A 19674-nucleotide genomic window follows, 5' to 3' on the forward strand; every position below is an offset into this window, starting at 1 on the left:
TTTCCTCCAACCTATTTATTTGAATTAATATTATAAATAACATAATTGCTTTTTCTGCTTTTCTTAGCTTTTTTCTTGATTTTACTCATGTATATTCCAATATCATCAAACTTTTTAAGCTTGCTAAAATTTCCATACATGCATCCAAGAGCTATAGACGTAAGAGGAAAAATATCCTTATTGCCTTTTCTGTCAAAAGATTCAATATATCCGTTTTTCTTGTCCTTTTCATTAAAAAAATCAAGTATTTTTTCATCAAACTTTGAAATTATTTTTTCACACAATTTATGTCCTTTTTCAATATCATTTTCAATCACACATACAAAATCATCTCCTCCTATATGGCCTACGAATCCAGTGCATGTGGCATATTTTTGTACCTGCTTTTCTATAATCTCCGCAGTGAGTTTCAAAACTTTATCCCCGTTTTCAAAGCCGTATGTATCATTGTATATTTTAAAATTATTCAAATCTGCATAAATAATAAAAAAGTCATTGTGGGAATGCATTACATTGTCAAGAACTTTATCTATTATTTCATTTCCAGGAAGGCCTGTTAAAGGATTGAGGTTTCTGGCATGTTTCTTTTCGAATTCCAAAGTATATTCAAGCAAATCTTTTATGGTAACAATTCCGTAATACTTCCCATCTTTTGTAACTATGACATAATCGTATATCCTTTTATAATCTTTTGCCATGGCAATTTTAGATACCTCACTTATGGACATATTATAATCCACTATGGTGGGATTGGAATCCATCACTAAAGATACAGGCCGTTTAAAAAATACTGAAATGCCGTATTGAGTGGCAAGTACATAGTCCAGGTTATGCTGCATGATAAGTCCCAGTGGATACCCATCATTTACAATACAAGCTCCTGCAACATTAAAATCATCAAAGAATTTTTTTATCTCCTTGCTGAGAGTCATAGAAGGGAAAGCAGGATTCTTTTTTGCAATATCCCCAACACAACTTTTTTCAAATTGAAATCTGTTGGTCTTCATCTTATTGTATTTTATTATAGTTGCCTTCACATCTTCAGAAATATCAAGGAAAGTTCCAGAAGGCCTCTGCAGAAAATATCCCTGCCCCGAGCTCACTCCCAGTTCTATCAGTTTCGAGAGCTCACTTTCTGTCTCGATTCCCTCAGCTATAATATTCATATCTGTAGACTTACCAAGTGTTACAAATGTTTTCACCAGTTCCTGCTTGAAAGAATCCTTATCGATATTTCTTATAAAAGAAATATCAATTTTAATGTAATGAGGCTTTGTTTCCATCAAAGTCCTCAAACCCGAGTAACCTGTACCCATATCATCAATTGCAATTTTATAACCTTGATCCACATAATTATCTAGAGCTACTCTAAAACTTTTATAATCTTCTATGGCTGTTTTCTCCGTAATTTCAAAAATAATCAGATCCGGTGACATATTGTATTTCTCCAAAAAATCCCTGGTAAATCCACTTTTAAATCTTTCATCTTTGAATATCATAGGATCCACATTTAAAAATAAAAGTTTGTTCTTATCTATTTTGTTTGCCCTTTCAATTGCTTTTTTCCTGCATAACAGTTCTAATTCCCATATTTTATCATAAACCTCTGCTGCATGAAAAAGCTTTGCAGGCAAATGCAGCTCTGAATTTTCAGGCCCTCTGCTGAGTGCTTCATAACCTACAATAGATGCATCTTTAAGTGATACAATAGGTTGAAATACTGTGGTAATATCTTTATCTGATAATATTTTTTCCAGTTCACTTTTATCTTTTGACTCCATGCGTTTCACCTCATGTACTTTATTTCTAAATAGAATTATACAATCCCCTTGTTAATTACATGATAAACTTCTGTTAAAAATATTTAATTTCTTTAAAAAGCAAAATGAAAAAATTACGGAGTCGGTACAATCTACTATTACAGCAAACCTGCCAGCTCCGCAATTTCAATAGCTTATTTCCTATTTATTATTGTAAAAGTTCATTTACAGTATCCTGCGAAACCGATGCTTCTCCTCCAAGAATGGTAATTTGACCTACATCGCTCAGCTCTTTCTGAATGTAATTTTTAGCATCACTTAAGCTGGATTTTCCAATCAACACCACTGGAGCATTCTTCTCACCTGCTGCTGCAGATCCGGAAAGTGCATCTGCAAAATCACTGCCTGATGCCAGATAGATATTTGATAGATTATATTCACCATTGAATTTATTAAGTACAGCAATATTTGTAGAATATCTATCTGAACCGGATATTCTCTCGGCTCCCAAACTGCTTACCACACTGTCGTCTACCACACCATTTCCACCGACTACATATGATGTGCTTTTATTGTCTTTTACATACTGAAGTATGTCACCGCTTAACTGTTTGCCGTCTGTGAGAAGTATTGGACTTCCTGATAAGGATGCATAAGAAGATACAGAAAGACCATCTGCAAATCCCTCTCCTGAAGCTACAAATACCTGCTTTGGACTTTTTATCTGTTTTGCAACTGCCAGTGAAGTTGCATACCTATCATTTCCACTTATCCTCTTAACCACAATCTTCATATTTCTCAGAGAATTTTCTACTGAATCGGAAACCACTCCAGTACCTCCAATTATATAAACCGTTCTTACTTTTAATCTTAAAAGCTCTGCTTTAGTATCTTCATCTAGAGCATTACTGGAGGTCAAAAGTATTGGTGCATTTTTTGACTTTGCAAAAGGAGCTGCACTCAGTGCATCTGCAAAAGACTGACCTGAAACCAATACTGCCGCATCCGACTCATCCCAATTACTCTGGGATATCTTAGCTGCCGTTTCATATCTGTTCTGCCCGGACAATCTAGACACATTCCTATGAGAGGTTGTTTTATTTATGGTATAACTATCTATAGGTTCCATACTATCAGTTCTATATGTGGTGATGGTAAAACTCTTATCCGTCATCTTCACATCTGAAAACGTAGGAACTTTATCTTGTTCCTTTTTGGCCTCATAGTAATTGTTGTAGTTTGGTTCCTGAATTTCATAATATTTACTTCCACTGGCTGAATTTAAAGTTACATAGAGCACGCCGTTCGGATCAGTAACCTCAGTGTCATTTTCACCGCTTGCTGCCTGTCCGTCTACCATCTGGTAGGATCTTGTATAACAGTGATCATGTCCATCCAAAACCACATCTATTCCAAGTTCCTGAAACACCTGGGGATGTGTTACTCTTCTGGCCGCTATATCTGCATCTGTCTCATGATTTGCAGAGCTGTATATGGAATGATGCATACTTGCTATTTTCCATTTCACACCAGGATTTGCAGCTATGGCCTCCTGCATGAATGCTTTATGATCCTCTGCATTCATATCATTGCTGTTAAGCATCATAAAAAGCGTATTCCCATACACAAAATAATAATCATTTCCAGTTGTTCCATTACTATTGTCTGATTCATAACCATTGTTTGTAAAAATACCATATTTATCAGACATATTTGGATAATTGAAATGTGTGCTGTGGCCCACTCCATATCCCTCATGATTTCCTGCAATTGCTGCAACAGGGATATTTTTCAGCTGCTCCGGCTTGAAGAATCCATCGTATTCCAGTTCGTTTGTCTGACCGTTAAGTTCTTGTCCATTATTGACCTGATCACCCACGGAAAGCAGGAAACTGCTGTTTGAAAATTTCTCCGTTGCTTTCTTCATTGTATCCACCCATCCGGTTGTATCACTAGCTATGTCACCGCTGGCACCTATCTGCGGATCTCCTGCCAACAGAAAATTAAATTCGCTGGATATATCCTGTGTGGTGTAATTATTGACAGAACTCCATGTGTTACCATCACCTACACGATATACATATTCTGTGGCCTGTTTTAATCCAGTTGCTGTAACTTTATTGGAAGAATATCCATCATTACCATTGGATTTCTGACCTTTGAATACCTGAGCTTTGTCTGCTGGAAAATCGCTGCCGGTCATATCGGATTTCAACGCAATCTGTACTTGAGGATCTGACGTATCTGCATTTGAATACCATGTAAAATTAACCTGGGATGCATCTTTTCCAGGTGCAAAAGTTATATCCTTGATACTTGCAGAGGTCTCTCCCTTTTCCGTAATTGATTGACTTGCTGCAACATCAGTACCTGAATCGGCATTGGCTGATATTGGTATCACAATGCCTGAAAGTATAAATGAAGAGCACAACATAAGCAATGCTGCTTTTTTAAAATACTGTTTCATGAAACTCCCCCTTTTAGATATGTTGTACTGGCAGGAACCAGTTTAGTCCATGCCATATATTTTTATACTAGCACCGACCATATACCTAATCTGTCACGTTTGTGTTAAGTTAATGTAAAATAATCATAACATTTATGCGCTTAACATAAACTTTACATAACCTTTATGAGAATATTTTATTAAAATAATATAATTAATAGATAACTAAAATACATGGAGGAAAATATTATGATGAAATCTTTTAAAATATCTAATATATTAGTTTTTATAGTATCTGCACTGCTATTTGGCGCCTTTCTATATAATTTCAATGTCAGCCATCCTGTGACCTACAACAAGCAAAATGGTAAGTCCTATGTAAAGTATGAAAAAGCTCAGGTTCTTGATGTAAAGAACAATTCTCTAAAACAATTCAACGAGTCCAAAAACATATACTTTGGAACACAGCAGGCAAAAATAAAAATTCTTTCTGGAGAACACAGCGGTGAAGTGAAAGATGTGACAAATTATCTAAGCGATACCCACAATGTATATTTGAAACCCAATATGAAAATAGTAGTGGATATAGCCACTGCCGGAAACGGTTCATATAGTGTGACAGTGTATAATTATTATAGGGCAACTGTACAATACATATTTATTTTTATATTTCTTGCCCTGCTCTGCATAATTGGCGGAAAGAAGGGATTTAAATCCGTACTGGGACTCATCTTTACATTGTGCTGCATTATATTTTTATTTGTTCCAATGCTCTACAGAGGATATTCTCCAGTCTTATCTGCAATCCTCATAGTAATCATAACTACCTGTATTTCACTGTTTTTATTAAATGGGAAAAGTTCCAAAACCTTGTCTGCCGTACTGGGAACCATATCAGGAGTTATAATTGCTGGAATAATTGAATTTATTTTCGGTCATTTTGCCCATTTGACAGGTCTCAATTTAACCCAGGTGGAAAGTCTCAATATGATATCCAATGTATCTGGAATGAAAGTATACGGACTGTTAACTGCGGCAATTCTAATAGCTTCCCTGGGAGCTGTGATGGATGTAAGCATATCCATAGCTTCTTCCATTCAGGAAATATACATGTCCAATCCACAAATCAGTAAAAAAGAGCTCTTTGAATCCGGCATGAACATAGGCAGGGATATGATGGGAACCATGGCAAATACTCTGATTTTAGCTTTTGCAGGAGCATCTTTAAGTATGATCATAATAATTTACTCCTACAATTTAAGTTATAATCAGCTCATCAACATGGATATGGTAAGTCTTGAAATAATCCAGGGGCTTACAGGAAGTATGGCAGTAATTTTTACAGTGCCCATAGTATCCTTTATCTCAGCAGAGATCACTACAAAGTTGCACAGCAAATAAAAAAGCATCTAGATGCTGGGACTTTTAGGTAGTCCGGATATATTTCTATATGGTATGAAGTTTGTATACTTATCTGCAGCCTTTATATGCATTGTGAGAATGTTGCTTACTTTATTAAGACCACTTAAAATTGACAACAATAAAGATAACATTTAAAAAATGTTATCTTTATTTGTTTTGATATTATGGATGAATTTAATCCTTTTTTAAAGAATTGTTTACAAGTTTCATAAATAAGAATGCCAGTAAGATAAAAACAATCATTATATAGAACACCAGAATATAAGATCCTTCCATATCATAGATCTTTCCTGAGCCAAAATTTCCAACAAACACTGCCAGTATGCCGTAACAGTTTATAATGGCAAAATTCATTGCCATATATTTTTGCCCATATATATGCTTGCAGAAATATGTCATTACCAGCAGAATACAGCCAAAAGACAATCCACATATCAAGTAACCTACACCCAATAAAAATATGCTGTTCATCAACTGGGATGAAATTAAAGCCGCTGCTCCAAGTACAAATGATGAATTTGCAATGATCATGGTCTTTGTTCTTCCTGCGTGATCACATAAGTAACCACCAATAAGTCTTCCGCTTCCATTGCCCACACTGGCAACCCCAGCCACAAAGGCAGCCAGCATGGCATTACCATTGCTCATCTCTGTAGGCAGTGCGGCTCCAATTCCCAGAACTGCCAGTCCCACACTTCCTAGAAGAAACATCCAGATAAAGAAGAAATAAAAGCTCCTGCTTTTAAGCATGTCTTTTGTAGTGACATCTTCAAGTGCTTCATGTTCCTCAGTGCTGGCTGCCTCAGGCAGGGAAGCAGTTTCCTCCGTATTGGGGAGCTTGATGATAAAAGAGCTCAGCAATACAAGAATAAAAAATACTATTCCAAGTGTGAGGAAAACATTTCTCCATCCAAAATCACTTGATAAAAATGAAGATATAATTGGTCCAAGAATAAACGCCCCAAGACCATACCCCATGAGCAATATTCCAGAAGCAATTCCACTGCGATCTGGAAACCAGGCAAGAATTGTAGGTAAAATTCCATTATAGATAAGACCTATTCCAGTACTGCAGATTACACCGTAGAAAATATAAAGGTTCATCAGCTGAGTGGCCTTTGACGCTCCTATAAATCCCACCAACAGCATCACTGCTCCAATTGAAAAAGGCACTCTGGTGCTGTATTTTTTTAACATCTGCCCACTCACCAAATTTCCAATGGTAAAACAGATAATAGAGATGACAAAGACCATGGAGGTCTCACTGCGCTTCCAGCCAAACTCAGCTTCCAGAGGCTTGATAAAAATTGACCAGGCATAGATCATACCTAAAAACAACAATAATACAGTTCCCACAAGTAAAACAATAACTCTTTTTTTCTTTCCCATTTTATTTTCTCCTATCTTAAATGATTTACAGGATAATGTATTTTCTCCCCTCTCACAAATTTCAAGGATTCTTCTGCTACCTTCCTCTTAAGTTCAAGAGCAGCCTCTTCCGAATACCATGCCATATGAGGAGTTACAATTATGTTTTCATATTGAAACAAATCCCCATTGGATTCTCTTCCTTCCTTTTCCAGACAATCCAGAGCAGCTCCTGCAATATCTTTGTTTTTAACAGCCTCTTTTAAATCGCTTTCATTGATAATTCCACCCCGGGCCACATTTATGATATATGCAGTATTCTTCATTTTTTTGAAGGCTTCCCTGTCGATTAGATTTTCATTGTTCTCCAGCGGGCAGTGAATGGAAATCACATCCGAATTTTTCAGGAGTTCATCCATTGTCACCGCAGTAACAAAACTATTTTGCTCCGTCTTTTTATAAAATGGATCATAGCCTATTATACTGCATCCCAGTGCCTTTGCCTTTTGGGCAAAATTCAGTCCTATTCTTCCAAGTCCTATTACTCCTACAGTCAAGGTAGACATCCTTCTTACAGGAATTGCTTTAATATAGTCCCACTTAACATTTTTGGTATAGCTGTTCATGAGTACAATTTTTCTTGTAAGCGCCATCATCAAAGCCAGTGCATGATCTGCCACTTCATTTGTCCCATAATCGGGAACATTACAAACCTGAATCCCAAAATCCGTGGCAGAATTCACATCCACATTGTTCACACCGACTCCATATCGAATTACCATCTTCAAATTTGGAAGATTTTCCATTACCTTTCTGGTAATGGGAGCATATTGATTGATAATAGCTTCTGCATCCCTGCACCTTTCAATTACATCTTCCTCGCTAACACATTGTTCCAACCTGAAATCAATATCTTCTTGATTGAGAATTCTCTTCTCGATATCAATATTGTCGTGGTCACAATCACTGATTACTATAGTTTTCATTTTTAAATACATCTCCTATTTAACTAAATATCCACCATCTACAGGAATTATTGCTCCATTTAAGTAGTCAGAAGCTTCAGAAGCCAGGAAAATAGCAGCTCCTTTCATATCATCTCCAGTTCCCCATCTCTTCGCAGGAATTCTGTTCGTAATTTCAAGGTATCTTGGATTATTTTTATCCAGAAGTGCAGTGTTCATTTCAGTAGCCATATATCCTGGTGCCAATGCATTTACATTGATATTATGCTCTGCCCATTCATTGGCAAAAGCTTTCGTTAGCTGGGCAACTCCACCTTTGCTTGCAGCATACGCAGGAACTGTATAACCTCCGAAGAAAGACAACATGGATGCAATATTTATAATTTTTCCTCCCCTGTTTTTCAAAAATTCTCTGGCTGCCAGCTGACATAATACAAAAGTAGTGGTTAGGTTTACATTGAGTACATATTGATAATCCTCAAGAGGAAATTCCTCGCTTTTATGTCTGGATTGTACACCAGCGGAATTTACCAGAATATCCAGCCCTGACATTAACTCCACAGCTTTTTTAAAAGCCTCTACACGTTCATCCTGCTTACTCAGGTTAACTTGAATACCATGACATTTGAATCCTCTGTCACAAAATCCTTTAGCCACATTGTGAACTTTTTCATTACTTCCAAATATGACAACTTCACAACCGTTTTCCATTAGACCCTCAGCCATTCCATAGCCTAAACCTCTTGTGCCTCCTGTAACAATGGCCTTTTTCCCATTTACATCAAATAAATTTTTCACATTTACATCCCCTTTAAAATCATAATCCTAATTTCCATTATTTCTTTTTTTCATAGTTCACTTTACACTAAAATCAAATAGTAATTTCTATTTTATCTTCCTCTTTATACTCAACTACATTAATGTCATTCATATAAGTTCTTTCAGGCAATACAATCAACATATGAACTCTATCGTTATGGACAGGCATTGGGGCTTTATGCCACACACCTGTATTGATCTTCACGGCTGTCCCTTTTGGAACAATAAATGCTTCTGTTTTCTCCGGAACAATATTTTTAGCACAAGGAGCCACATGGACAATAATATCGTCATCCAGCGGCAGAATAATCTCACAAGTATAATTGTGATATTCTACAGCACTTACAATATACTTTTCCGGTTTTTCATTTACCATGGCAGAAAATGCAACAGGTATATTTCCAGATACGGGATATTTGATTGTATCCGGATAAAAAATCCCAAAGTTATTACCTGTAGGTCTTAAATAGGAATAAAATTCGCCAAACTCCTTGAAACTTTCCAAGGTTATTTTTTTTGCTTTGATCTTTCTCATCTTTTATCTCACCACCCTTCTATTCATCATACAAATATCTATTTTATGGCTATATAATATCATATTAAACGTATAAAGTCAATAATTTGTATGACTAATTTCTTAAAAGATCTATTATATCAAATGATTTTTAGGCTCAGATGGAGTTTGCTAATGAAGTCGGAAGTATTAGAAATAGTATCGTTCAAATAAAAAAAGAACCCACCTATTTAATTGCTTAGGTAGTTTCTGATTATTTCACGCCATTATTTTTACAGCGAATTCTGTCAATAATATACTGGCGATTGGCACCTATATGACAAATCATAGCATACTTTGCTCCCAACGAATCCCTGTTTTGAATTGCTTCTGTAATCTTTCTATGATAATAAACAGTATTTTGGATTAAAGAATTGTTTGTATAATCTATGCTTTTTTGAATTGAATTATGGACAATTGGTATAATATGATTTATTATCGTATTACCACTGGTTTCACTTATAAGTTTATGAAACAAGGCATCTTTATCGGCATATGTAACATTTTCATTTATTGCTTTTTCAACCTCGTCACATTGCTTCTTTATCTTTTCAATATCTTCTTTACTGGCATTTATAGCTGCAATAGCTGCGATTTCCGGTTCCAGTATAAGACGGGTATCAAACATATCTAAAATTAATTTTTCACTGCCCAAAAATTCCAGACCAAAAGGATCATTTACTATACCAGTATTCTTGGATACGAAAATCCCCGATCCCTGTCTGGTAACCAATATATTACGGGAAGTCAATATTTTCAAAGCCTCCCTAAGAGTACTTCTGCTAACATTTAACAATTCGGTCAATTCACTTTCACTTGGTAATTTATCACCAGCTTTCATATTCTTTCGTTTTATTATATCTACAATATTTTCCGCAACTGACTGTGCTAAAGGTATTTTATTGTTCACTGAAAGCACTCCTTTTCATCCATTTAGTGTGAATTCTATCACAATTTTATATGCGTGTCAATTTTAAGTAAATTCAGCTAATCCGCTTAGTAACAGTAAGTGTTGCTTTATTAATATTTTTTTAATAGTCATATAATACAGCAGAAGAATGAAAAAAAACGTACCGGAATTCACACAAATCCGATACGTCTAACCTTTATTCTCTATGTAAATTATTGGTTAACTCTTTCAGTACATTGGAACTATGAGTTATTTCCTGAATAGAAGCAGAAATCTCTTCAAATGCTGCCGCCTGACTTTCAAAAGATTTATTGGACTCTTTTATTTTGCCGTCAATAAGTTGCACTGATTTGATTATGGTGTCTAATATTTCTGTTATACGCTTTGTGGATTGGGTACTTCTATTGGATAATTTTCTTATTTCCTGTGCAACCACACTAAACCCCTTGCCTTCTTCACCTGCTCTGGCAGCCTCTATAGCAGCATTTAATCCCAGGAGATTGGTTTGATTTGATACTTCATCTATAATTTTTATAATTTCATTGGTTCCCTTCATATTTTCACCTGTTTTAGCCAGTTCCGAAATCATATTATTGTTATTTTCAGTTGCTGATTGAATGTTGGCAGTACACTCTTGTATAGCTGCAGATATGCTTTCCAGTGATTCAGAAAGATTATTGGATAAATCTTCAATTTTTTTATTGCTTTCAAAACTCTTTGCTAATAGAAAAGTTCCAATGATCTCATTATTTTTGTCTTTTATTGGAGCTGAATAGCCTATAAATGGTACTTTGTAAGTTTCTTTATCTATATATTTTACTACAACTTTTTCCTCTTTAATTGCCTGAAGAGATTGTTCCGGAAGCGGATCATCCGTATGTATTTCGATTGGCACCTTATCATTACTATTAAACTTAATTACTCTTTCCATATCAGTAATACCAACAGATACCGATTCGTTAAAAAAATCCGGCAGCAAATCTAACATGATTTCAGCAAATTCCAAATATTTTTCATCCATATTAAACATCTCCTGTCCTAAAATAATCTTTATATAGTATATCGTAATATAATTAAATTCCATTAACTATATATTAAATCATGTATATTAAGACAATGTGAAATTTTGATAAATTGTTGTATTATCAGCAAATAAAGTAAATATTACAGTCAGACTTTTGCATTGTGTTGATAACTTTTGAATCTCTATAATGATTTTTTTGAAAATAATGAATTTTTTTATAATTATGTGTAATAAAGAATAAATATGGTATTATTAAAAATGGATAATTTTTTTATTTGTAAATAAAAAAATTTATGAAATTATTAATCTATAGTTGGGGGCTGATTTATTTGGATAAAAAATTATCTTTGTCATCATACATAGTAGTCGGATCTATGTTGTTCGGACTATTTTTCGGAGCAGGAAACTTAATATTTCCAGTACATATGGGACAGGAGGCCGGTGCTAACGTATCTACTGCAACAATGGGATTTCTTATAACAGCTATCGGACTTCCCTTTTTAGGCGTTGTTGCCATTGGTGTTTCTGAAAGTTCAGGTTTGTTCGATCTTGCAGGCAGAGTTCACCCACTTTATGGCTATGTAGTAACACTGCTTCTCTACTTGACAATCGGACCATTTTTTGCACTGCCCAGAACAGGAACAGTTTCTTACGAAATTGGACTCGCTCCTTTCATCCCAAGTCAATACGGTAGATTGGGACTTGCTTTATTTACTATTATCTTTTTTCTTGCGGCATTGTTTTTTTCTTTAAGACCAGCTGAAATTCTCACCTGGGTAGGTAAAGTTTTAAATCCAATTTTTTTAATATTTCTTGCTGTCTTAATAGTAACAAGTATTATACATCCCATGGGAATTGCAGCTAATGAAAAAATTGCCGATGCCTATGCCAGCGCTCCTTTTTTTAAAGGATTTTTAGAGGGTTACAATACTATGGATGCACTGGCTTCCCTGGCTTTTGGAATTATAGTTGTACGGACGTTAAAGGAACTTGGAGTTACAAGTGCCAGAGGAATTGCAGTTGGAACTGTTAAATCCGGAATAGTGACCCTTTTACTTATGGGACTGATTTATGGATGTCTGGCCTATGTTGGCGCCACAAGTGTTGGAAAATTTCCTGTATCCGAAAATGGAGGAATCGCATTAGCACAGATAACCAGCTATTATTTCAGTTCCTGGGGCAGTATTTTACTTGCAATAATAGTAACAGTAGCTTGTTTGAAAACTGCAATCGGACTTATAACTGCCTGTTCTGAAACATTTTATAAATTATTTCCGGAAAGTCTTAGCTATAAAAACTATGTAATCCTTTTTACAATTATAGCTTGTATTGTAGCTAATGTTGGATTGACTCAAATAATTTTACTTTCAATTCCTGTTTTAATGTTTTTGTATCCATTGGCCATTACATTAATTATACTTGGCTTATTATCTCGATTTTTCAAAAATCGCCAATGTGTATACGTGCTGACTACTTTATTCACCCTCTTTGTAAGTATAGCTGACTGTATAAATGCCCTGCCGTCTGCAGTTAAATCCATACCTGTCATACAACATATTTTGAAATTTTATGGAAATTATATTCCATTTTTCAATCTTGGAATGGGTTGGGTTGTACCTATGTTTACAGGTTTGATTCTTGGATTTATTATTTGTTTTTTCACTAATTCAAAGGCAGAAACCTCGGTTTAAATTTTTAACATTGCATAAAAAGCACAAGTTACTGCAGCAGCTTGTGCTTTTGTCGTTTAATCTTTTTCTCTGGAGGAAATGGACTGTTTTTACACATCGGGAAAAATTTTTTTTACTTAAATTAAGACAAAAAAGTATTGACAAAGATATATTCACGGTTTAGAATAAATTAAGCAAAGAAAAGCCATGATGGAGACAAGTAAAAAAATATTTCACCGACAGTGAGCTGGGGACAGTGTGAACTCAGTGGCAGAGCTTTTTTGAATAACACTCCGAAGTTGCAAACTGAAATATCTGTATGCTGTATTTTAGGTGAAAAACCTTCATATAGTTTCAGATAAAGTAGGGGCGTCGTATTCCATACGTTATTTGGATACCAGTAATAGCTGGAAAGAGACCAATATGATTATAATATGGTAAATTAGGTGGCACCACGGATAAGCGTCAATTCGTCCTATCATTAAGACGAATTGACGCCGTTTTTATATTTAAGACAAGTTATAAAATTGGAGAATTAAAATCTCGGTAATTATAACATATTTTGAAAGGGCTTTCTAACTGAAAAGAATCCCGGTTTCAGCTTTATAACTAAAAATCAAAAATGAAACATTTGTTAACTTTATCATACTAGGAGGAATATTAATATGTGTACAATTATGTGTTATACGGGAACAGATATGAAATATGAAAAATTTGCGGAGTCATTGCAGAGAACTGAGTCCAGAGGGCCGGATATGATGGAGATTCTCACTTTGCCTTCTGGCATTTTAGGCTTTCAAAGACTTTCCATTATGGATTTAAGTTTCAGTGGAATGCAGCCATTCACAAGAAAAATGGATGCGGTTATCTGCAACGGTGAAATTTACGGCTTTCGCAAAATCAAAAAAGAACTGATAAAAAAAGGATATAAATTTATTTCCGACAGTGATTGTGAAATATTACTTCCTATGTATTATGAATATGGGCTGGATATGTTTTCAAAATTAGATGCAGAATTTGCAACTGTCATATATGATGGAAAAAGAGACAGCTACATTGCAGCACGAGATCCAATTGGAATTCGTCCCCTATTCTATGGTTATTCTAAATCAGGTAAAATCATGTTTTCAAGTGAAGCAAAAAATTTAGTCGGCCTTACAGACAAGATTATGCCATTTCCACCAGGACATTATTATGCCGACGGTAAATTTACCTGCTATTGCGATATTGCAGCAACAGAGGGTAACTATTGTAAAGACGACCTGGAGGTTATCTGCAGCAACATTCATGACAAATTAGTAGCTGCTATAGAAAAGCGAATGGATGCTGATGCTCCTGTAGGTTTTTTATTAAGCGGAGGTTTGGATAGTTCATTGGTATGTGCCATTGCGCAAAAAATGAATCCTGAAAAACCGATTAAGACATTCGCCATAGGTATGACTGAAGATGCAATAGATCTAAAATACGCACAAGAAGTCGCAGATTACATTCACAGTGATCACACTGTTGTATACATGACAAAAGAAGAAGTTCTCGAATCACTTGATGAAGTTATCAAAATTCTTGGTACTTATGACATTACCACCATAAGAGCAAGTATGGGAATGTATTTGCTCTGCAAGAAAATACACCAGATTTCTAATGTAAGAGTACTTCTCACCGGCGAAATTTCTGATGAATTGTTTGGCTATAAATATACTGATTTTGCTCCAAATGCAGAAGAATTTCAAAAAGAATCACAGAAGAGAATTCGTGAACTCTATATGTATGATGTACTTCGTGCAGATCGTTGTATCAGTTCAAATTCTATGGAAGCAAGGGTACCATTTGGAGATCTGGATTTTGTAAAATATGTTATGGCCGTGGACCCTGAAAAGAAATTGAATAAATATAATAAAGGTAAATATCTTTTAAGACATGCATTTGAAGGTGATTACCTGCCGCATGATATTTTATATCGTGAAAAAGCTGCCTTTAGTGATGCCGTAGGACACTCCATGGTAGATTATCTAAAGGAATACGCAGATACCTGCTATTCTGATGAAGAATTTGAAAAGCTATGTAAAAAATACAGATATCATGTTGAGCCATTCACAAAAGAATCACTGCTGTACAGAGAAATTTTCGAAAAACATTATCCAGGACAAGCAGAAATGATAGTGGACTTCTGGATGCCGAACAAAGAGTGGGAAGGCTGTAATGTAAATGATCCTAGCGCCAGAGTATTGTCAAACTATGGTGCCAGCGGTAAATAATCAATCAGAATAAAATTATATTATATGATTTCAAAAATTCCTTAGATATATATCTTATCTAAGGAATAAAATATTTTATTTACCAATTCACCAATAGTATTATTTTAATTTCTATCTGAATAATCTACATACCAGGTTCCATTTAATATTTCATCAGAACTTATGGGATTATTTTTATCATCTATCAAATAATGCAGTTCATCAATATCATTAGGATGATAATGTGTTAATGAATCACCATATTTACAATATATATCTTTCTGGAAGTCATTAAATTCAGTGAGAGCATCATTAAAGTTACTTACTTTTTCAATAACTTTCCAGCTTTTGTCCTTAATATTAATTTTCTGGATATCTGATACTTCTAAGTATCCGTATTCCCATACACCAAAAGCATTTCCGTTCTTGTCTACAAATAGCAAATCAGTATCGCTCTCCAATTTTTGTATCATTTCAGATAAACTATATTTTGTTTCTTCATTTCTGCCCATTATTAATTCCCTTTCTTTTTATAATTCATAATGTATCTTCTTATGCTTATATACGATTTTCCCAAATATTTTGAAGGGCATTCAATATCTTTAAAAAATATTTTTGACTGATTTTTGACGTATACAGCAAATAATCAGCGTAATACCTGGAATTATTACCTGAATAGGTAAATGCACGTATTTCATTATATAATTATGCCCTATATTCTGCTGTTGTGGAAAATTTTTAGAGATCAGCAGTGAGACTATGAACATTAGAGTACCCAATATTACGGATATTAATTTTGTATCTTTAGCTTTAAGCAATTGAAATGTCCCAAATATTGCAACATACATAAAAGTAGATATTTTAAAAAATCCATCAACTATAAAGGAAAGCACAAATATTATATCCAGCCTTGTTAAAAAATTTTCCAAATTAATAATTCTATATGTCTCCAGCAGTGGGAAATTGCAATTAATTGCAAATTTTACTCCCAGTGTACATATAAATAAGATATTGTTAAGTGCTAAAATTACACCTTCCAAAATTATGCCCATTAAGGCAAATTTTTTTATTTTTTTGCTTTCAGAAATCAAGGGATATAGCATTGTAAAAACTACGGTTTCACCATATGGAGCCATAACAAGCATCCAGGAATTTTTAAGCAGATTTAATACTCCATCATTGAGCACAGGTTTTATATTTGACAGATCAAAAGCATTTGGTGTAAACAATATCATAAGGAAGCTCAGCACTTTTATTATAACCAACACTATAATATAAAGCTGAGCCATACTAACTAGAGTCTCTATACCACAATATGTAACATAAATTATCGTTGTCATAATCAATGTTCCAAAAATTACTTTCGATGTGTACTTAAGTGCTGTTGCAGATGTCAGCTCCATAAATTCTCTAAATATATTACTTGCTATATAGATAAAATACAATACATAGATAATTGCCAAAATATTTCCCACTAATCTGCCGTATATCTTGGGAAGATACGTTACAAGTGTATCATTCGGATATTTTTCATATAAAGTTATATATATGATCTGAAGCAGCATTCCTGCCAGTGAATAAATCAAATACCCTATCCATATATCCTGCTTTGCATTTGGAGACAAAAAATACAGTACAACACTTCCATATTGAAAAAGAATCATTAATATAAAAAATTGATATATGGATATTCTCTTTGCCATAAAAATTCTCTCCTAATAATCTATAGATTTTGATAATATGCCTGTTTGATTTATCTGTGATGATACATTTACATTTATATGTGCATCCTTAAAGTTTTCATTCCAATTTTCCTTTACTTTGTTCCATTCTTTAGGATGTTCTTTGTACAGTAAATCTCCAAATCCAAAAATATCTGCTGAAAATGTATTTTTCGACATATTTACAGCTGACATTATTTCATTATATATGAACTCATCCTGTTTTTTAGACAAATAATCAAGTATATGCGGATTTGAATTAAAATCTAAATTTCCCAAAATCTTTTCATCTATCTCATTAATATTGGATTTTTCTCTCACGTTCACATCAATATAGACTTCATTAGATACAATTGAGGCCTCTAAATTGCTTCTGTAGCTTAAAATACTTAAATTGACTTTATCTTCATCTTGAAATTGGATTGATATATTTCCATATTTGATTTTACCTTTAAGCCAATTCATACCTCTGGTTTCCTTCTCCTTCATATACCCAACAAGCTTATAATTTTTAAAAACTGCACTGCCGGAGATGACTAAATCATTCTCGGATTCATTGTTTGTCGTATCTTTTTTACTTATAACACTGCATGAATTTACAGATTCTTCAACATTTTTATTTTTTTCAAAATCAAGATTTGTAGCCACTGCTGCCAGACCCAGATCTCTCTGTATTTTAACCATGTCCCCGATTTCATATCCCGGAACTGAATTTTCTTTAGTGCGCACCTTTAATATATCCACAGCTTTACCTCTTGTCACAAGAATAGGGACTACAGGTCTAATATCATTTTCTCTTAAAGAAAAATCTATAACGGATTGTATACCGTATTCCGCAAGTTTTTCACCTATAATTATACATTTTTCATTGGAAAACTTAATTTCTTTGCTCAGTTGTTCTGAAATATTGTTTATGGCCTCATTAATTGTCTTACCATTAGATGCGTAGACCAATGTCTGTGGATTTTGATTTTTTTCCATAGTGGTGCCCCTCCTGATAATTTGCAGACTCACTGCAAAATTATCACTTTCATCCATATCCACTCCCAAAGCCACCACAAATGCAAGGGATTCGATCTCGTTTTTATCCTGGCATCCAGTAAGCATAAGAATGCAGCAAAATGATAACATAAAGGCAAGTAAATTTAATCCTTTGAATTTATTCATGGATCCTCCATAAATTATAAATAATGTTTTTTTACTTTCAAATCAAGCACCCTCTGAGTATTTTTCAATTCACTCATTGGGGCTCTGAGGGCAACGTCTTTCTCGGAGTTTATATTAAAGGGACATACCGGAAACATATATGGTACACCAAAAGATCGTATGGAAACAAGCCTGCTGCCAATTATCAGAATCCCGCAAGTCAATCCAACAAGCCCCAGACATCCGCTTAAAGCCAAAAGAAATAACCTCATATATATGATAGGGTGTTCCAATTCAAAGGCAGGTATTACAAATTTCGTCATGGCAGTCAGTGATACTATTACAACTGTAGGATTACCAACTATGCCGGATCTCACAGCTGCATCACCCAGTATCAATGCGCCAATAACACTTATGGTTGGACCTATAGTCTTTGATACTCTGGTTCCCGCCTCTCTCATTATCTCAAATGCAACCAGCATAAACAGCGTTTCAAAAAACTGGGGAAAAGGAACGTTTGTCCGCGCACCAATCAAGCTCAATAAAAGTCTGCTTGGTATAAGTTCCTGGTGAAAAGTAGTCAAAGCTACATAAAGTGCAGGAAATTCAACAGTTATAATTAAGGACAAATATCTCACATATCTATTTAATGTGGCCGAATAATATTTTATGTAATAATCTTCACTTGACTGCAAAAATTCTACAAATAGAGCTGGAACGGAAAGCACAACAGGTGAGCCATCTACGATAATTATAATTCTCCCCTCCAATATTTTTGCACAGGCTATATCCGGTTTTTCTGTTTTGAATACTATAGGATACATGGTCTTGGGCTGATTGGCTATACATTCACTTATATAATTGGAATCCAATGCCGACTCTATTTTTATATTTTCTAATTTCTCCTTTAATGTATACACTATTTTTTTATCTGCCTCACCTGAAAGATAAACCATTACTACTTCTGTGTTTGTCTTTTTTCCTATTTCAAATTTTTCAGCTTTCAAATTGCAATTTCTTATTCTCTTTCTTATTAAGCTTATATTTGTCATAATCGATTCGGTGAAACCTTCCCTGGGACCCCTACGCACCACTTCCATAGGAGGTTCACTTATACTTCTGCCTGATAGGGTATTTAAATTTATTTCAAAAGATATTTCAATACCCGATATGAAAATTACCGGATTTCCCGAGAGAATAGCACTTACAGTCTGTTTGAATTCTTTATGTATCTGACCATCATTTATTCCCAAATTGTATTTAACAAGTTCAACTTCGTCTTCATCAATTTGATGATTATAATTGATAGGTGCAGTTAATTTTGACACAAGATCATCCTCTACAATCTTTTTTTCAGACATCTCCTCCAGATAAACTATAAGAGCCCTTTTATCTTCAGATCCAAACAGGGAAACTTCCCTTATGACCAGATCAAAACAATTAAAAAAACGCTTCTGTATGTACTGTCTGTTCTTTTCAATATCTTTATATATTTTTATTGACTCTTCCTTTTCAACATGGTGATAACCATTATTATTTTTTTTATCTCTATTGTTATCCCCGCCCAATTTTTTTATAAACTTATACATAGAAATCCTCCTCATCATTTAGTATTTTGTTAAATTATCTTAAATTA

General features: G+C 34.4%; 15 protein-coding genes and 1 other annotated feature. Of the genes, 3 read left to right on the top strand and 12 right to left on the bottom strand.

The window, feature by feature from the left end; genetic code table 11:
- Positions 1–11: 11 nt before the first annotated feature.
- Together CLLU_RS05830 and CLLU_RS05835 are read right to left on the bottom strand one after the other, a co-directional pair.
- Positions 12–1781: a GGDEF domain-containing protein gene (locus CLLU_RS05830; RefSeq protein WP_106008630.1), complete on the bottom strand. Its 1770-nt coding sequence runs from the start codon at positions 1779–1781 to the stop codon at positions 12–14.
- Positions 1782–1968: 187 nt separating this feature from the next.
- Positions 1969–4227, bottom strand: coding sequence for a cell wall-binding repeat-containing protein (locus tag CLLU_RS05835; protein WP_242977499.1), 2259 nt, complete (start codon positions 4225–4227; stop codon positions 1969–1971).
- A gap of 228 nt (positions 4228–4455) precedes the next feature.
- Here CLLU_RS05835 and CLLU_RS05840 point away from each other — a divergent pair, with 228 nt between their 5' ends.
- Positions 4456–5607, top strand: coding sequence for a YibE/F family protein (locus CLLU_RS05840; protein ID WP_106008631.1), 1152 nt, complete (start codon positions 4456–4458; stop codon positions 5605–5607).
- 195 nt (positions 5608–5802) lie between these two features.
- Here the strand turns inward: CLLU_RS05840 and CLLU_RS05845 are convergent, their stop codons facing one another.
- The 6 genes from CLLU_RS05845 to CLLU_RS05870 form a co-directional block, all read right to left on the bottom strand.
- Positions 5803–7017 (bottom strand): MFS transporter, encoded by a 1215-nt coding sequence (locus CLLU_RS05845; RefSeq protein ID WP_106008632.1) that lies wholly within the window; start codon positions 7015–7017, stop codon positions 5803–5805.
- An 11-nt stretch (positions 7018–7028) separates the two neighbouring features.
- Complete coding sequence (locus CLLU_RS05850) at positions 7029–7982, bottom strand: C-terminal binding protein (protein ID WP_106008633.1); 954 nt, start codon at positions 7980–7982, stop codon at positions 7029–7031.
- A gap of 15 nt (positions 7983–7997) precedes the next feature.
- A complete protein-coding gene (locus tag CLLU_RS05855; protein ID WP_106008634.1) occupies positions 7998–8759 on the bottom strand; it encodes an SDR family NAD(P)-dependent oxidoreductase in 762 nt (253 codons plus the stop codon).
- 73 nt (positions 8760–8832) lie between these two features.
- Positions 8833–9315 (bottom strand): ureidoglycolate lyase, encoded by a 483-nt coding sequence (locus tag CLLU_RS05860; protein WP_106008635.1) that lies wholly within the window; start codon positions 9313–9315, stop codon positions 8833–8835.
- 232 nt (positions 9316–9547) lie between these two features.
- Positions 9548–10243, bottom strand: a complete 696-nt coding sequence (locus tag CLLU_RS05865; protein ID WP_242977500.1) for a FadR/GntR family transcriptional regulator — start codon at positions 10241–10243, stop codon at positions 9548–9550.
- 196 nt (positions 10244–10439) lie between these two features.
- A complete protein-coding gene (locus CLLU_RS05870) occupies positions 10440–11264 on the bottom strand; it encodes a methyl-accepting chemotaxis protein (protein WP_158255887.1) in 825 nt (274 codons plus the stop codon).
- Positions 11265–11596: 332 nt separating this feature from the next.
- On the opposite strand from CLLU_RS05870, the gene brnQ reads away from it, so the two are divergent.
- Positions 11597–12958 (top strand): branched-chain amino acid transport system II carrier protein, encoded by a 1362-nt coding sequence (gene brnQ, locus CLLU_RS05875; RefSeq protein ID WP_106008637.1) that lies wholly within the window; start codon positions 11597–11599, stop codon positions 12956–12958.
- A 177-nt stretch (positions 12959–13135) separates the two neighbouring features.
- Positions 13136–13418: a binding site (T-box leader), on the top strand.
- Positions 13419–13602: 184 nt separating this feature from the next.
- Positions 13603–15192 (top strand): asparagine synthase B, encoded by a 1590-nt coding sequence (gene asnB / locus CLLU_RS05880; protein WP_106008638.1) that lies wholly within the window; start codon positions 13603–13605, stop codon positions 15190–15192.
- Between the two features lie 104 nt (positions 15193–15296).
- Here asnB and CLLU_RS05885 read toward each other — a convergent pair whose 3' ends face one another.
- The 4 genes from CLLU_RS05885 to CLLU_RS05900 form a co-directional block, all read right to left on the bottom strand.
- A complete protein-coding gene (locus CLLU_RS05885) occupies positions 15297–15683 on the bottom strand; it encodes a hypothetical protein (RefSeq protein ID WP_106008639.1) in 387 nt (128 codons plus the stop codon).
- A gap of 90 nt (positions 15684–15773) precedes the next feature.
- Positions 15774–16874, bottom strand: coding sequence for a GerAB/ArcD/ProY family transporter (locus CLLU_RS05890; protein ID WP_106008640.1), 1101 nt, complete (start codon positions 16872–16874; stop codon positions 15774–15776).
- 12 nt (positions 16875–16886) lie between these two features.
- Positions 16887–18059, bottom strand: coding sequence for a Ger(x)C family spore germination protein (locus CLLU_RS05895; RefSeq protein WP_106008641.1), 1173 nt, complete (start codon positions 18057–18059; stop codon positions 16887–16889).
- A gap of 14 nt (positions 18060–18073) precedes the next feature.
- Entirely contained in the window at positions 18074–19627 is a 1554-nt protein-coding gene (locus tag CLLU_RS05900) for a spore germination protein (RefSeq protein ID WP_106008642.1), read from the bottom strand.
- Positions 19628–19674 lie beyond the last annotated feature (47 nt).

It is taken from the genome of Clostridium luticellarii (genome assembly GCF_002995845.1).
Taxonomy (GTDB): domain Bacteria; phylum Bacillota; class Clostridia; order Clostridiales; family Clostridiaceae; genus Clostridium_B; species Clostridium_B luticellarii.

Bases quoted from the DNA above. Each gene is read 5' to 3' on its own strand.
- CLLU_RS05830 (WP_106008630.1), bottom strand. From the start codon at position 1,781: ATGGAGTCAAAAGATAAAAGTGAACTGGAAAAAATATTATCAGATAAA.
- CLLU_RS05835 (WP_242977499.1), bottom strand. From the start codon at position 4,227: ATGAAACAGTATTTTAAAAAAGCAGCATTGCTTATGTTGTGCTCTTCA.
- CLLU_RS05840 (WP_106008631.1), top strand. From the start codon at position 4,456: ATGATGAAATCTTTTAAAATATCTAATATATTAGTTTTTATAGTATCT.
- CLLU_RS05845 (WP_106008632.1), bottom strand. From the start codon at position 7,017: ATGGGAAAGAAAAAAAGAGTTATTGTTTTACTTGTGGGAACTGTATTA.
- CLLU_RS05850 (WP_106008633.1), bottom strand. From the start codon at position 7,982: ATGAAAACTATAGTAATCAGTGATTGTGACCACGACAATATTGATATC.
- CLLU_RS05860 (WP_106008635.1), bottom strand. From the start codon at position 9,315: ATGAGAAAGATCAAAGCAAAAAAAATAACCTTGGAAAGTTTCAAGGAG.
- CLLU_RS05870 (WP_158255887.1), bottom strand. From the start codon at position 11,264: ATGGATGAAAAATATTTGGAATTTGCTGAAATCATGTTAGATTTGCTG.
- asnB (WP_106008638.1), top strand. From the start codon at position 13,603: ATGTGTACAATTATGTGTTATACGGGAACAGATATGAAATATGAAAAA.
- CLLU_RS05885 (WP_106008639.1), bottom strand. From the start codon at position 15,683: ATGGGCAGAAATGAAGAAACAAAATATAGTTTATCTGAAATGATACAA.
- CLLU_RS05890 (WP_106008640.1), bottom strand. From the start codon at position 16,874: ATGGCAAAGAGAATATCCATATATCAATTTTTTATATTAATGATTCTT.
- CLLU_RS05895 (WP_106008641.1), bottom strand. From the start codon at position 18,059: ATGAATAAATTCAAAGGATTAAATTTACTTGCCTTTATGTTATCATTT.
- CLLU_RS05900 (WP_106008642.1), bottom strand. From the start codon at position 19,627: ATGTATAAGTTTATAAAAAAATTGGGCGGGGATAACAATAGAGATAAA.